The organism is Nostoc sp. FACHB-190, assembly GCF_014696905.1.
In the GTDB taxonomy this organism is placed as follows: domain Bacteria; phylum Cyanobacteriota; class Cyanobacteriia; order Cyanobacteriales; family Nostocaceae; genus Nostoc_B.
Genome location: NZ_JACJQW010000002.1, coordinates 249,800 through 265,096 on the forward strand (window position 1 = coordinate 249,800; position 15,297 = coordinate 265,096).

A 15,297-nucleotide genomic window follows, 5' to 3' on the forward strand; every position below is an offset into this window, starting at 1 on the left:
CTGCATGGCTATAAGAGCTTTAGTTCAGCCAACAGTGCCAGTAATTCATAATTAAATTATTCTGCAAATATTTACCTAAACATAAATTTTCAGCCCAGCATATCTTAATAAATTTACGCCAACATTTACCCTAATGATGGCTGGAATTTGCTGCGCTAGAAAAATATAACTTATTTGTTGTTAACTTTGTTTTTGAGGAATTCACATGAAGAATATGACTTCTGTTTTATCTCTATTACGTCCAGTACGTTTCCTAATTGTAGCTTTTACCTGTGCATTAGTTTTATTTTCTAATGCTTTTCCAGCTTTGGCAATTGAAAGCTATAAAAGTGACCCTACCGAAGCTACCACACAACTGCTAGAAACTCAAAAGAAAACTGATGAAGTTGCTAGATCCGCACCTCCTGGATTGCAACAAGTTCAAGAAGAATCTAATAAAGGACTCAACGAAGTTCAAGGTGATGCCGACATTGATAAAATGAAGCGTCCTGAAAATTCCCAAGATGCAACCTCAGTGAGAGATGAAGTAGAAAACCTGTTGGGAAAAGTCACAGGTAAACAGTAAAAGATAAAAATACTAATTAGCAGTTACAAAGGTAATCTGACTAGTGATATTGGGTAATATTGCATAATCTTTGAATGATAATTATGTACCAAGTAAAGACTTTGACTGCTGATTAGTATTAACATTTTTCATCTTTAACTCAGAAAATTCAAGATGCTTAAATACCCGAATTCTTTAAGGATTTGGGTATCTTGCTACTTATAATTGATTAAGATTTTTTCTATTATAAGTCATAGATTAATTCTCCTGAAGTTGTAAATAATTATTCTCTGGTAATCTTTCCTATGGTTGATGTAAATTATCTTTGATTTTTGTGAACTTAATAAATAAGTCTATTTAGGAATTAGAATCAATGCGTGCAATCAACATTGGTTTGACAGAAGAACAGCGTCAAGGTGTGGCTAATCTGTTAAATCAAGATTTAGCAGATGCCTATTTACTGTTAGTAAAAACTAAAAAGTATCATTGGGATGTAGTCGGCCCTCAGTTTCGGAGCTTGCATGAGCTTTGGGAAGAACATTACGAAAAACTAACTGAAAATATTGATGCTTTAGCCGAACGAGTTCGTGCTTTGGGTTCTTACCCAGTTGGCACAATGGAAGGATTTCTGCAACTCGCTACCCTCAAAGAACATTCAGGCGATGTTCCCACAGCCACAGGAATGGTTGCGAACCTTGTGGAAGATCATGAGCAGATTATTCGCAATCTCAGAGACCATGTTGATCAGTCCAGCGATCAGTTCCATGATGAAGGAACTGCTGACTTTTTAACTGGACTGATGGAAGAGCATGAAGAAATGGCTTGGATGTTGCGTTCTTTTATTGAAGGTCAAGAATTACAACCAGATGGTAGCAAGCCAGAAACAGGTACAAGAACGCCTGTAGGTGTGTAGTTCAACGCAGATTGATCTCTAACAGGACTTACGCACAAAGATTGTCTATGAAGATTGGGTGTAAGGGTTTTAGATACATATACCCCTATACCCTGTACCCCTATGCCCTCGCTAAAACCCTTGATTTTTCGTTTTTATGCGTAAGTCCTGTCCAGGTAAGACTGCATTTCACTTTAAACATGATACAGATATGCAACCAGCGCCTCGACTCCTTCTCCTGCGGAGACGCTAACGCGAACGACTACGCGGTAATCGAGCGAAGCGATGCACTGAGCTTGTCGAAGTGTCGAGATTCAGGGCAAGTCACTCGGCAACGCAAGCAGAGGCGCAGAAAAAGTGATTTGTATCAGTAATTGCGTGAATTGGTATGAGTCCTGAACTATACAAAAGCAAATTTTAAGGAGTATTCAAGTGCCAGAAGTCTATCAAGCAGAGCGTACTATTTCGGCTGTATTTAAAGAACAAAAGCAAGTTGATGATGTCATTCGACGTTTACTTGACCGAGGCGTACCCAGAGATCATATTTCAGTAATGGGGCGGAATTTCCAGTCAGAAACGCGAATTGCGGGCTTTATTACGAAAAAAGATGTAATTTTAGGTGGATTGCGAACAGGGGCAATTTTTGGGTCGCTGTTTGGCTCTTTTCTTAGTTTGCTCACAGGTGTAGGTGTACTGTTCATTCCCTTTGTTGGGCCGATTGTGGCGGCTGGCCCAATCAGTGCATTATTATTAGGGGCTGCTAGTGGTGCGATCGCTGGTAGTGCTGGTGCTGGTTTAGTGTCGGTGTTCACCGCTTGGGGAATGCCAGAAGATAAGGCCACAGTTTACCAAACTCGCTTACAAGCTGGCGAATTTTTATTAATGACAGAAGTCCCAGCTAATCGCGCCGGGGAATTTCAACTACTTTTAGAAAGTGCTGGTGCAGAAGAACTGAGTACAATGGAAAAAACTTTAGCGCATCCTTGTTCTGGGCCATGTAATAGCCCAGAGGATTTATCACCTGAAGTCCGCACTCATTTGTCACAAGAAGCTCAACGAGTCTTCATCGAGCGTTACAATGCGGTGTTGAATGAAACCAGTGATGAGTTTAATGCCGAACAAGCCGCTTGGGAAGCCATACACCAGCGTTTTGATGAAGATGAAAATGGTGTTTGGTCAAAACAAAAAATCGGTGTTTAAGGCAATAAGGCTCGTTTAAGATCCCTCCGCCAGCGACCACCTTTTTAAGGGGTAAAAGAGAGTTGTTAGCCCCTTAAATAAGGGTGGTTGGAGGGATCGCAAAATATTTAATACATCACTAAAGACTTTTCAAACCTACTCTAAAAAACATTCTACATTTCTCCACTTACCCTCTGCATAAAAAAACTTATTTCTGATTCACACCTGGCATTAAAACTCCATGCTTGGGACTAAATAATAATGCCAAAATAAATAAACCTGATACTACCAAAACGATCGCCGGGCCGGAAGGTAAATTATAAAAGTAGCTGAGATACATTCCGCTAATACTGGAAAATACACCGATTACCGCCCCTAAAATCATGACTTCGTGTAAGCGTTTGACTAATAAATAAGCTGTCGCCCCAGGAGTAATTAACAGCGATAAAACTAAAATTACGCCGACGGCTTTCATACTGGCGACAATTGTTAAAGCAATGAGTAACATTAATCCAAAGTTGAGGCGATTGACTGGTAAGCCGGCGGCGTGAGCGCCTAAAGGGTCAAAGGTGTAAAATAAAAGTTCTTTGTAGATTAAAATTACGACTACTAAAACAATGGTAGCGATGATGGCTGTGTCTCGCACTTCATCAACGGTAACGCCGAGAATGTTGCCAAATAAAAAGTGATTCAGGTCGATTTTATTATCTTTTTGAACAACTGTAATTAAAGTGATTCCCAGGGCGAAGAATGCAGAAAAAACTATGCCCATTGCAGCATCTTCTTTAATTGGCGATCGCGTCCTAATCCAGGCGATCGCCATTGTACTCAAAACTCCGGCAATAAACGCGCCAACAAAGATATTTGCGCCTATCATGAAGGCGATCGCTAATCCTGGTAAAACAGAATGACTGATAGCATCACCTAAGAGTGCGAGTCGTTGCACCATTAAGTAACTACCCACAACTGCACACAACAAACCAACTAAAATTGCAATCACTAGCGATCGCTGCATAAAGCCGTATTGTAACGGCTCGATTAGTGCTTCTAGCATAAAGATTTAAACGAACCGCAAAGGGCGCATAGACACGAAGTGGCTTCCCGAAGGGTAGGACGCTAAGAAAAAGAGTTTAAGCTGCGTCGGAGAAGTACATAACTTTCCCGCCGTAAGCCAGATGTAGGTTTTGTTCGGTGAGGACTTGTTGTCTAGAACCTGTGGCGACTAATTCGCGGTTGAGTAAAATCAAGTCATCAAAATGGGTGATGGATTCGCCTAAGTCGTGGTTCACGACTAGGACGATTTTATTTTCGGCGGCGAGTTCTTGAAAGACTTCAAAAATTACCGCTTGGGTTTTTTGATCAATCCCTACCAATGGTTCGTCAAAACAGAAGATGTCTGCTTGTTGTGTCAAGGCGCGGGCTAAAAAGACTCGCTGTTGTTGTCCTCCTGATAATTGTCCTATAGGGCGATCGCGGAATTCACTCATCCCGACTCTTTCTAAGGCGCTATTTGCTATTTGGCGACTCACTCCCGAAAAGCTACGCAACCAGCCTGTTTTCTTGACTCTTCCCATCATCACCACATCCCAAACTGTGGCGGGATAAGTCCAATCAATTTGACTGCGTTGGGGGACATAAGCCACTTTTGACTTTTGTTGCATCAATGGTTGGTTTTGGTACTTCACCACGCCACTACTAACAGGAACCAAGCCCAACATTGCTTTCATCAGCGTACTTTTACCCGCACCATTCGGGCCAAAAATCCCTGTTAATCTTCCTGGTTGAATCACACAGTTAATATCTCTCAAGGCTTCTTGAGTCCGGTAATGTACTCCCAAGTGGGCGATAGAAATTGCATCTGTGGAATTCATATCAATAGCTTTGATATACGATGCAGAACGTTCACCAATCTTTTGGGTATGTCCCAAGTTGGCGTAAAAAGAAACGTTTTCCATAAGGGTATTTTCATATTTATTACTTGAGCTTACTACAAAAATGAGAAAAATATGAAAAAATCTATAATAAGCAGTAATGTCACAGATAAATGAGTGTAATACCTGAGATAGAGGGCGTTCTTGTCCCGCAAAAGTCAACCATCCCTAGTCAGAAAACAGAAATTTTTAGCTTGGTTTCTCGGCTGTGTCTGGGAATGCTTTTACCGTTGGCTTTGTTTAGTTGTAGTCAAAACAATACCAACTCCACAATTACCAAAGGTAGTGATAAACCGAGGGTTGTGGCTACTAGCACCATCATTGCAGACTTAACCCAAGAAGTTGGCGGCGACGAAATTCAACTCAAAGGAATCCTCAAACCCGGTGCTGATCCCCATGTTTATGAACCAGTCCCCGCCGATAGTCGATTTTTAGAAGAAGCCAATTTAATTTTGTATAACGGCTATAACTTAGAACCAGGATTAATTAAGTTAATGAATGCGGCTGGAAAAGGAAAGAAGGTAGCCGTAGGGGAAATAGTCAAACCCTTGGAGTTAGATAAAGGTAAAGGTGAAATTGTACCAGACCCCCATGTTTGGGGAAGTGCGGAAAATGCAGCCGCAATGGTAAATGTGATTCGAGATGCGTTGATTGAGTTATCGCCAGCAGATAAAGAGGAATTTACTCAAAACGCAGCCGAATTAACCGATGAATTAAAACAACTGCATACCTGGATAAATCAACAAATTCAAACTATTCCGCCCGATAAACGCAAACTAATTACAACCCATGATGCTTTTCAATATTATGGACGTGCATATAGTATTGCGATCGCCGGAACTTTAATTGGCATCAGCACCGAAGAACAACCAAGCGCCCAAACTGTCCAAAGATTAGTAGAATCAGTCAAAAAAACAGGCGTACCCGCCATTTTTGCCGAAACTACAATTAATCCCACCTTAATCAAAACCGTAGCTCAAGAAGCAGGCGTAAATCTAGCGCCTCAACAACTTTATTCTGATTCCATTGGTGCTAAAGGTAGCAATGGAGAAACGTACATCAAAATGATGGAGGCAAATACCCGCGCTATTGTTGAAGCTTTGGGTGGTAAATATACACCATTTCAACTAACTAAAAAGATAGAAGCAAAACCGCAAAAATAAATATTGCCTACTCCCTACTCCCTACTCCCTAATCCCTAACTTTTAATTTCATCAGAAACTCTCTCTGAAGAAAGACAGCATCATGGCTTGAATTTTATAAATTGAGTTAGTGAATACATAGTTTTAATTTGTGAACTAGCCATGACTGAAGAATTAGAAAATCAAAATAATCAACCCGAAAATAATCAAGCCGAAATTGAACAGCCCGTCAGCAAAGATTGGCATTCGCGCGAAGAACCCACAGCCAAAGAAAGACACTTAACAGCAAATCCTGGAGATAGAATCTCAGATCAACCTCAATCTATCGAGGAAAAAGCAAAACAAGTTGCTGTCGATTCACCAGATATTACAGGCGATCATATTAAAGTTCCCACCTATTTTATTGTGGAAGAACCCAACGGTGAGAAAAAAGCACTGCACCATGTCAAAGATGCGGAAGAAATTTCCGACGTGATTCGTCAAGCCAGAGTTGACGAAAATGGTAATCGAATCTGGTGGTAATAATTGAAGCTGTTAACTTGATAGAGACTAAAAATTGAGAGGCTTAGATCCCCGACTTCTTGAAGAAGTCGGGGATCTTGTTATTCACAAATGATTTAGGACTACGATAGTTTTACACTGCGTGAGAGTCTGGCTGTTTACGCCATTGGCGTTTTTTCATAAAGTACGATCGCCTCTTTTGTAGGTTGGGTGGAACGAAGCGGAACCTAACAAATGCTATAGCAATCCTAAATCATTTGTGAAATTCTCTTTCTTTTCCTTCTTCTCCTTCTTTGTGTCCTACCCTGCGGGAAGCCGCTATCGCGTCTATGCGTCCTTTGCGGTTCGTTAAAAAGAATACTTTTTCACAACCCAGTACTATCGTCCCGTTTGTAGCCTCTTCTGTAGGTTGGGTGGAGCGACAGCGTAACCCAACAAATGCCATGAAGAAAACCACAAAACTTTCAACTATCAAAATATCTCAATTCCAAGATAAAATTCACTCCACAATTATTTTACCTGTCACAATATTTTCTCAAAATCTCATAATTTGGTGTTGAGTTACGGCGCAATATAGATTTGCTGTGTTATTACTAATATCTCTTGTGCGCCTCCACCCAAACTACTTACTTACACCCCTAGACCCTTACACCCAATACTCAACATCTAAGATTCTGTCTTGAACTACTGACTACCCCCTAGCCGCCAACGCGCAGTAGTGTAAGAATATTCCTACCTTCGTAGCTACGAAAAACGAACTATGACGATACATCCTGTATTACAACGTGCATTTACCAACCGTCGCGTTTTGAAAGTAATTAGCGGTTTGCATAACTTTGATAGCGATCGCGTGGCTGCTATTATTAAAGCTGCTGAAATTGGTGGTGCGACTTTTGTTGATATTGCTGCTGATCCAGCAATCGTGGCAATGGCCAAAAGCTTGATTAATTTACCAGTTTGTGTATCAGCAGTTGAACCAGAAAAATTTGTGCAAGCTGTGGCGGCTGGTGCAGACTTAATTGAAATTGGTAATTTTGATTCTTTCTACGCTCAAGGGCGCAGATTTGAAGCTGAAGAAGTTTTAGCCTTGACTCAACAAACCCGCGCACTTTTACCAGAAATCACCTTATCTGTGACAGTTCCTCACATCCTGGAACTAGATCAGCAAGTACAACTGGCAGAAGAACTAGTCAAAGCTGGCGCTGACATCATCCAAACCGAAGGCGGAACCAGCAGCCAACCTGCTCACTCTGGCACTTTGGGATTAATTGAAAAAGCTGCGCCTACCTTAGCCGCAGCTTACGAAATTTCTCGCGCTGTATCTGTACCAGTATTGTGCGCTTCCGGTATTTCTAACGTTACAGCACCTTTAGCGATCGCGGCTGGTGCGGCTGGTGTTGGTGTTGGTTCTGCCATCAACCAACTCAACAGCGAAGTGGCGATGATTGCTGCTGTACGTGGTTTGGTAGAAGCATTAGAGACTGCCAATAACCGTGCAGTTGTCTAAGGAGTAGGGAGTAGTGAGTGGGGAGTAGGGAGTAGGAAATTTTTACCCGATTCCCGATTCCCCACTCCCCTTAAACCAAACAATCCTTCAGCGCATAAATCACCTGATCTTGCTGCTGGGTTGTCAGTTCTGGGAACATTGGCAAAGATAAAACCTCATGACAGGTTTGTTCAACTACTGGTAATTGTCCTGGTTGATAGCCTAAATGTTGATACACTGGCTGCAAATGCAGTGGGTAAGGGTAGTAAATCATTGAATTTACACCCCGTTCTTGCAATTGATTTTTTACCCAGTCTCGACGAGAAGCACTAGCACCATTACGTGATTCACTGATTACGCGAATGGTAAACTGATTCCAGACACTCTCGCCGCCAGGAAGTTCTTCAGGTACGACAATCCCAGAAATTTGACTGAGGAATTGTTGATAGTAAGATGCGATCGCCTGTCTTTTTTGATTCCAATTATCCAGATAACGCAGTTTAATTTGCAAAATTGCGGCTTGGATGGCATCTAAACGACTATTTACCCCAACTTCCTCGTAGTAATAGCGATTTCTTTGCCCATGCTCTTTAATTACCCGCATTTTCGCAGCTAATTCGGGATCATTGGTTGTAATTGCTCCACCATCACCACAACCGCCGAGATTCTTCGTAGGGTAAAAACTAAAGCAGCCAATATGCCCAATGCTACCAACTTTTTGATTTTCCCAAACTGCACCTGTAGATTGAGCGCAATCTTCAATCACTGCTAAATTATGATTGTTGGCGATCGCCATTAACTCTGTCATATCCACAGGCTGTCCGAATAAATGCACCGGGATAATTGCCTTGGTTTTGGGTGTAATCGCCGCAGCGATTTGCTGCAAATCTAAGTTATATGTATTAATGTCTATATCTACAAAAACAGGCTTGGCTCCCACCGTACTGATGACTTCAGCTGTCGCAATAAAGGTAAACGGTGTAGTAATCACCTCATCGCCTGCACCAATTTCTAAAGCTCGCAGGGCTAAGTAGAGCGCATCAGTTCCAGAGTTACAAGCTATACAATTAGTAACACCATGATAGGCTGCAAATTGTTGCTCAAAGCTTTCAATGATCGGGCCACCAATATAACGTCCAGATGCTAAAACTTCTAGCACTGCTGCACTTACTTCTGCTTCGATAGTGACGTATTGCTGCTTGATATCAAAAGCAGGAACAGAATTTACGCTTTGGAACATGAGTTTTTATGTGATTTGAAAATACAAAGGATGCAATTCGACAGTCAAGTTTAGCTACTTGACTTTTTGTCAAAAAGCTGATTAATAGACTGTCGCCCCGGATACGCATCAAAAAGGGTTATTACTGAAATTATTGTATGGGTAAAAATATCATACTAATTTGTAACTCGTAATTTGTAATTTGTAATTAGTCCACTCTGATAAAGTGTCAATACACAAGACTTGCAAGCACTCATTTTATGAGATGCGTCAATCCTTATTGATTCACCAACACCTCTCCCTTGTCACCCAAATATCACTGCTACAAATATTTAAGTTTCTACTCAGCACTTTTCCAGGAGGTAAACAACTGTGCAGGAATTGATCAAACTAGATTTAGCTGATTTAGGCTTGGCTGTAGGGTTAATGGCGATCGCTATTGGTTTATCTGCCTGGGAAAAATTAGGATTAGAGTTAAACTGGGCAATTGCTACAGGCAGAACCATCTTACAGCTGCTGGTATTGGGATATGTTTTCGACTTTATCTTTGCTGTCAATCATCCTGGGGCAGTTTTGGTAATTTTAGCAATTATCTTGACAATTACCGCCATTGTCGCCCGCAATCGCATCAGCCAGAAAATTCCCCTCGTCTTACCTGTGGTTTGGGGAGCGATTTTCATCAGTACCGCTTTCACACTTTTTTACACTTACTTCTTAATTTTGCAACCAGACAGATGGTTTGAAGCCCGCTATCTCATTCCCCTAGCGGGAATCATCATTGGTAATGGAATGAATGCAGCTGCGATCGCAGGTGAACGTCTGGTTAGTACCATCAATAATTCCGCTTTTGAAATCGAAACTCACTTGAGTTTAGGCGCAACTCCCCAACAAGCCGTTAGTCAATACCGGAAAGAAGCCATTCGCGCTGCATTGCTTCCCACAATTAATCAAATGATGCTGATTGGGATGGCGACACTTCCCAACATCACCGCCGGACAATTATTAGGCGGAGTCAACCCTTTAGATGCAGTTTCTTACGAAATTTTGATTGTATTTATGGTTGCAATAGCTAATTTGTTGACAACAATTTTAGTCACCAAGGGATTGTATCGTCAGTTTTTTAATTCAGCAGCACAGTTAATTAGATAATATGGGAATCCGCTTTGATTTCAGATTCTAACTCTCACTCTTTGCGCCTTTGCGTGAGATAAAAACATTCTAAAATTCAGCACTGCCATATTCTCTTATATCTCTATCTCACTAGTTACTAACTGATAAATTTCTCAAAACTTAAAGTTAGACAAGCAGAAAATTAGGATGCTATCAAACTATTGTTTAATTGTTTTTTCTAACTCTTGACAAATGTGCGATCGCTCTAATTTCTCGCAAGTATCCTAAATCAGATAGCTATAGAGAAAAATTCTGTATAAAAGTTGAATATTGACAATATAACGCCAATTTATTGATATTGTTCTATCAAGAAAAAGCTTGCAAGTCTTTTTATACCTAAATCCCTAAAGCAGATATACGGCAATATTCCGTATCATAAATAGTGAGGAAAAAATGAAGTATATTGGGTTTCGCACATATAGTGTGGGCATCGCTGCTATGCTTGCGTTTATGCCAACTTTGGTAAGGGCAGAAATCAAAAGCACTGTAGTAGATGCACTCGCAGCAGCAAGCTATCAGGAACGAAAACAAGTCCTCGACACAGCAAACCAAGCCGCTAAAGATAAAGGGCTGACACTTGAGGCACTTGGAAAAGCCTGCAATCTTCTCCCAGTCCGTATCGGGGCAATTCTCACAGGTCAGGCTCCATTGGAAACACCCACGCAAGAATGCTTAGAAAAGCAATTGGGACTGAAGGCAGGAATCTTGAATCCGCTACGTGTCCCGCCAGTGCGGTGGAACGCCGGAGCAATTTACCGCCTCCATGAAGCCATTGATGTGTATGCGCCTACACTTCAACGCTGGATGAATGAGCGTTTTGGTGATGCTATCTTATCAGCGATAGATTTTACAATCAATGTCGAAGAAACTAAAGGAAGCCACGGCGAACGCCGCATTCGCATTATCTTGGATGGTAAGGCGCTGCAATATTCCGGCGATGAAGCTTGGCGACCTACAAATACTCAGCCTGCTGGTGAACGTCGCTAGTCATTGCTGTTAATGATAAGTATAAGTAAGTGAAGTACACCATGAGTATTAAGTAATGAGTAATGAGTAATAAGTAAATTTCTGACTCATTATTCATTACTTTTTTCAATCAGTTGCTATACCTCATAAACATTGTATCTGCTGTATTTGCGTCGAATTTCAGACTTAAAATATTTAATATGCGGCATTAAATATTAAATACATGACTCAATACCTAACCAAAGTAGTTACCTTCGATGAATTCGTTGCTCAATATCCAGACGACTCAGGTAAACTCTATGAATTACACGATGGAGTAATAGTTGAAATGCCACCCCCAACAGGCGATCATGAAGAGATTATCGGATTTTTGGTGAGAAAGCTAAGTGTAGAATCAGACAGGTTAAATTTACCCTATCTCATCCCAAAAACAGTGTTCGTAAAACCGTTGGCAAGTGAATCAGCTTACTCACCAGATATCCTGTTATTAAATCAGCCAAATTTAGTTAATGAACCACTGTGGAAAAAGAAATCTACTGTGAGTCAAGCAGCATCTATTCCCTTAGTAGTTGAAGTAGTCAGCACGGCAGTTGCTTCAAGCCGGGAAACCCGTCCAACGCACTGCCTCACAAACTGGCGTGATGATTATCACAAAAAATTTGCTGACTATGAAGAAATGGGAATTCCTGAATACTGGATTTTAGATTATGCGGCGTTGGGTAGCAGAGAGTATATTGGTAAACCCAAACAACCAACAATCTTAGTTTGCAGCTTAGAAGATGGTGAGTATCAAATTAACAAGTTTCGGCAAGGCGATCGCATTCAATCCCCAACTTTCCCTGATTTGAATTTAACAGTTGAGCAGATTTTCCAAGCCGGAGGGACAATATCTGCTGAATAAACCAACGTGGAGGTAGGAAACTCTTTACAGGGAACGGGCAACAGCAAGAGAATGTGTGTAATTAATGCTGTGTGAGTACTTAATTTGCCATCGCAGTAAAATAAATTATTTTTACAAGTCGAAGCATTAACAACGCGACTCGTCACATTAACGATGCAAGTCGTCACATAAACAATGCGAGTCAAGGCATTAGCAACGCGAGTCGTCACATTAACGATGCAATCTGTCACATAAACAATGCGAGTTGAAGCATTAACATTGCTAATGAAGAAACTTGTGTGTATTTTTGAACAATGGTTTGCGCCGTAAGACTTCCTCGCAATTATGCCGTAAATTTTTTCTGACTTCTGCGCCTCACATTAGAATGGAAATTAGTGTAAAGTTATCCCCAAGCTAAAGTGTCAGACTCTCTGCCATTGCGCGATCGCTACCTCGCTTTAATTGACGAAATTGTTCAACTCACCCTCCAGGGCAAAGTTAGTTCGGTGGAGATGGTGTACCAGATGTTGCAAAAAAATATTACATCGGGAACGGGGGAAATATTTGAGTTGGCATTGAGCGATCGCTTGAGTATCATCCAAAATCAGGTAGATAGCGAACAGGATGAACTTAAAAAAGCCAAAGCTAACCGCAGCCTGAGAGCAATTAAAACAATTCAAAATCAATGGCAACGTTATGCAGAACAAAACAAAGCCATAGAAGCGATCGCTACAGCAGTGCGAGAAATTACCACAGCTTCTACAGATGAACGCCTCGCTACATTGTTGCGTTTCACAGATCCCAATCAAAAACACCCACTCAATTCATCACAATTACAGCAGTTAGCCAAAGGTTTACAACAATTTGCTCAATTAGATCCTGATATTGACCAAATATCACAAGGGATTACTCGCGGTTTAGCTTCTTGGCAAAGACTCCAAGACCACTTGATTAGTTGGATGTACGAACAAAATCGAGACTTGGGATTTGGCGGCGTACCAGGAGAAAACGGCCCTTGGGCAACTTGGGCAAAGAAAGTTAACAGTGAGTTTCCCTATGGATTCTTTCGGACTTTAGCTTTGGGACAATCTGCAATTGAATTTGCCGAACAGCAAAGCAATGTGACCCTGGGTGACTGGGTAGAATTAGCGTTGATATTACAGTATTTGCAACGTGGTTTAGTTAACTGGTTTGACCAACAACCATATAATGTGCAAGCAGGCTCAAAATTATCAATTTCGACTTATTTGACCTTTGCGGTGATTTGGAGTCAGTTAGCCAGTGGTTTTGGTAATACGGCGGCGAGATTTGGTAATGCAGGTTCGCAAATGATGTTGCAAATTCTGCGAAACTTTGCCCAACGTCCTTATTTTCCCCTTTATGGTGGGATATTTGCCTCATTTTCGGGGAGTTATTTAAGAAACGCCTTAGATTATTTAGATGAACCCTTGCGCCAAGTGGAAGGAACCCAAGAAAAAGCCAGAATTTTGACACTTTTGGGTTATTCGCAACGAGCTTTAGGACAATATCAGCGTTCGATTAACTTTCATCTGCAAGCATTAGAGATAGCCAGAAATGCCAGCGATCGCCCCTGTGAAATTGCCAACCTCAACCACCTTAGCCGGACTTATGTACAAGAAAAAGATTATAGCGAGGCGATTAATTATAGCCAACGCGCCTTAATCTTGAGTCGGCAAGCAGGCGATCGCAATGGTGAAGCCAACGCCTTGGTAAATCTCGGTTACAGCGAAGTTATGCAAGCACAACAACTAGAACAAGTTGAACCAGAAACTTATGAGATGCCCATTAATTATTTAGAACAGGGTTTAAAGTTATTAGAAAGATTAGGTGATATCCAAAGTAAAGCTTTGTGTTTGAGTAGTTTAGGCATTGCTTATTTAGTAATTGATCAACCCGAAACCGCAATTAAATATTTAGAAGATGGTTTTAAAACAGCCCAAACTGCGGGAGACTTGTATTTACAAGGGCGGAATTTAGCATACTTAGCCGAAGCTTATTATCAATTACAAAATGCTGAAAAAGCCATTTACACTGGCAGTTTAGGTATGTATCTTTTAGAGCAGATTGCTTCTAGTGAATGGAAACAACCAGCAGGTTTATTAACAATTTTGCAAGGACAAATCGGCAAAGAATCATTTCAAAATCTGTTACAACAACACCGCCCTAAAATCATCGCAATCATTGGTGTGGATGGTTATGATCATATCCCTGCATTATTAACGACATATCAACAAGATATGTGAACAACAAGGACAAGGTAGACAAGGAAGAAAAATTGGCTCAGAACTTATCGAGTTATACCAATTTGAAAGAAGAATGCGACAGATAGAAATCAGGAAGTCTTACTGAAGCTAGATTTCTTAATTGTGAATTGCGAATTGGTATAAGATTTTGCGATTGCTTCGTTCCTCGCAATGACATATAAATAAAAAAGTCGGATGCTCCCAGATAGATTTAGTATTTTTTATATTAAACAGATAGTTAAATTATGAATAATTTTAATTGGTATTCCTTCCTGAAAAAAGAAAGTAAAAAAGTGCTTGATAATTACGAAAATGGGGAAATATATTGGACGTTCGTAGATTTTTCAGATGAAGCGATTCAATCAGAATGGTTAGGTTTACCAAGAGCATCAGAAAAAGAAATTACTGCTACTGAAGCTCGTTTGAGGATAAAATTACCCTCATCTTACCGGGAATTTTTAAAGGTTACAAATGGCTGGCCTGAATATCCAGGAGTTTTAAGATTACGGATGGCTAAAGAACTAGACTGGTTTTTTGTTGAGCATCAGAACTGGATTGACATCTGGACACAAAGCTTGAGAAGTTTACCACCTATATCTGATGAGCAATACTTGATATATGGAAAAAATTTAGAACAAGATATACGTGTAGAATATCTACAAACAACGCTACAAATTAGTGATGTGTTAGATGGTGAAGTTATTTTACTCAACCCCCAAGTGACTCATAATCAAGAATGGGAAGCTTGGTTATTTAGTGATCATATTCCTGGAGTTAAACGTTATCGGTCTTTTTGGGAAATGCTCACTACAAGAGGAGTAGGCGGTATACCTTAATAATCACTGTCAGCGACACAAATACCTTTACATTTAATTCCATTTGTAGCAGTACGTAAACAATGAGGAAAGAGAATTTTTTCTGCTGAAATTTCTTGATTTATCGCTAAATTATTGTTTGCTTGTAATTTATCTTTCTCTGTCTGAGATTGTACAGTAAATTATTTAGGTGTAGGTTGGGTGGAGGAACGGAAACCAACATTCACGCATACTTTGTTGGGTTACGCGATCGCTACACCCAACCTACTATTCTCTTAACTGAACCGTATTGGTATATAAGTATAAAA

15 protein-coding genes and 1 pseudogene are annotated in these 15,297 nt (G+C 40.6%); 11 read left to right on the plus strand and 5 right to left on the minus strand.

All coding sequences use genetic code 11. The features are described 5' to 3' along the window. The first annotated feature begins 205 nt into the window (after positions 1-205). The 3 genes from H6G28_RS04095 (at position 206) to H6G28_RS04105 (ending at position 2,636) form a co-directional block, all read left to right on the plus strand. Positions 206-565 carry a hypothetical protein gene (locus tag H6G28_RS04095; protein WP_190590349.1) on the plus strand — a complete coding sequence of 120 codons (360 nt, stop codon included), beginning with the start codon at positions 206-208 and terminating at the stop codon, positions 563-565. Positions 566-917: 352 nt separating this feature from the next. Next, entirely contained in the window at positions 918-1,457 is a 540-nt protein-coding gene (locus tag H6G28_RS04100) for a Dps family protein (protein WP_190590350.1), read from the plus strand. Between the two features lie 411 nt (positions 1,458-1,868). Further along, positions 1,869-2,636 (plus strand): ChaB family protein, encoded by a 768-nt coding sequence (locus tag H6G28_RS04105; RefSeq protein ID WP_190669137.1) that lies wholly within the window; start codon positions 1,869-1,871, stop codon positions 2,634-2,636. A 187-nt stretch (positions 2,637-2,823) separates the two neighbouring features. Here the strand turns inward: H6G28_RS04105 and H6G28_RS04110 are convergent, their stop codons facing one another. Together H6G28_RS04110 and H6G28_RS04115 are read right to left on the minus strand one after the other, a co-directional pair. Next, a complete protein-coding gene (locus H6G28_RS04110; protein WP_190590352.1) occupies positions 2,824-3,669 on the minus strand; it encodes a metal ABC transporter permease in 846 nt (281 codons plus the stop codon). Positions 3,670-3,745: 76 nt separating this feature from the next. Next, positions 3,746-4,570, minus strand: coding sequence for a metal ABC transporter ATP-binding protein (locus H6G28_RS04115; RefSeq protein ID WP_190590353.1), 825 nt, complete (start codon positions 4,568-4,570; stop codon positions 3,746-3,748). Between the two features lie 194 nt (positions 4,571-4,764). Between H6G28_RS04115 and H6G28_RS04120 the strand changes: the two genes are divergently transcribed. Together H6G28_RS04120 and H6G28_RS04125 are read left to right on the plus strand one after the other, a co-directional pair. Then, a complete protein-coding gene (locus H6G28_RS04120) occupies positions 4,765-5,709 on the plus strand; it encodes a metal ABC transporter substrate-binding protein (RefSeq protein WP_396019808.1) in 945 nt (314 codons plus the stop codon). A gap of 141 nt (positions 5,710-5,850) precedes the next feature. Next, positions 5,851-6,210 carry a hypothetical protein gene (locus H6G28_RS04125; RefSeq protein ID WP_190590355.1) on the plus strand — a complete coding sequence of 120 codons (360 nt, stop codon included), beginning with the start codon at positions 5,851-5,853 and terminating at the stop codon, positions 6,208-6,210. 232 nt (positions 6,211-6,442) lie between these two features. Here the strand turns inward: H6G28_RS04125 and H6G28_RS04130 are convergent, their stop codons facing one another. Beyond that, on the minus strand, positions 6,443-6,634 hold the full coding sequence (locus H6G28_RS04130) for a hypothetical protein (protein ID WP_190669139.1): 192 nt from the start codon (positions 6,632-6,634) through the stop codon (positions 6,443-6,445). Positions 6,635-6,949: 315 nt separating this feature from the next. Between H6G28_RS04130 and H6G28_RS04135 the strand changes: the two genes are divergently transcribed. Then, positions 6,950-7,696 (plus strand): DUF561 domain-containing protein, encoded by a 747-nt coding sequence (locus H6G28_RS04135; protein ID WP_190669141.1) that lies wholly within the window; start codon positions 6,950-6,952, stop codon positions 7,694-7,696. A 70-nt stretch (positions 7,697-7,766) separates the two neighbouring features. Here the strand turns inward: H6G28_RS04135 and H6G28_RS04140 are convergent, their stop codons facing one another. Next, the gene (locus H6G28_RS04140) at positions 7,767-8,915 is read right to left on the minus strand and encodes a DegT/DnrJ/EryC1/StrS family aminotransferase (RefSeq protein ID WP_190669143.1); all 1,149 of its coding nucleotides are present in this window, start codon (positions 8,913-8,915) and stop codon (positions 7,767-7,769) included. 351 nt (positions 8,916-9,266) lie between these two features. On the opposite strand from H6G28_RS04140, the gene H6G28_RS04145 reads away from it, so the two are divergent. The 5 genes from H6G28_RS04145 to H6G28_RS04165 all read left to right on the plus strand — a co-directional run bounded on the left by H6G28_RS04145 (position 9,267) and on the right by H6G28_RS04165 (position 15,010). Continuing rightward, on the plus strand, positions 9,267-10,043 hold the full coding sequence (locus H6G28_RS04145) for an ABC transporter permease (protein WP_190669145.1): 777 nt from the start codon (positions 9,267-9,269) through the stop codon (positions 10,041-10,043). 414 nt (positions 10,044-10,457) lie between these two features. Continuing rightward, the gene (locus H6G28_RS04150; protein WP_190669148.1) at positions 10,458-11,051 is read left to right on the plus strand and encodes a cyanase; all 594 of its coding nucleotides are present in this window, start codon (positions 10,458-10,460) and stop codon (positions 11,049-11,051) included. Between the two features lie 202 nt (positions 11,052-11,253). Then, positions 11,254-11,931, plus strand: a complete 678-nt coding sequence (locus tag H6G28_RS04155) for a Uma2 family endonuclease (RefSeq protein ID WP_190669151.1) — start codon at positions 11,254-11,256, stop codon at positions 11,929-11,931. A 398-nt stretch (positions 11,932-12,329) separates the two neighbouring features. Then, positions 12,330-14,174 carry a tetratricopeptide repeat protein gene (locus tag H6G28_RS04160; protein WP_190669153.1) on the plus strand — a complete coding sequence of 615 codons (1,845 nt, stop codon included), beginning with the start codon at positions 12,330-12,332 and terminating at the stop codon, positions 14,172-14,174. 245 nt (positions 14,175-14,419) lie between these two features. After that, positions 14,420-15,010, plus strand: a complete 591-nt coding sequence (locus tag H6G28_RS04165; RefSeq protein ID WP_190669154.1) for an SMI1/KNR4 family protein — start codon at positions 14,420-14,422, stop codon at positions 15,008-15,010. On the opposite strand, the pseudogene H6G28_RS37930 reads toward H6G28_RS04165, so the two are convergent. After that, positions 15,007-15,165 (minus strand): annotated as a pseudogene (locus H6G28_RS37930) (DUF8639 family protein); the annotation flags it as partial. The gene H6G28_RS04165 and the pseudogene H6G28_RS37930 sit on opposite strands and share 4 nt — an antisense overlap. Positions 15,166-15,297 lie beyond the last annotated feature (132 nt).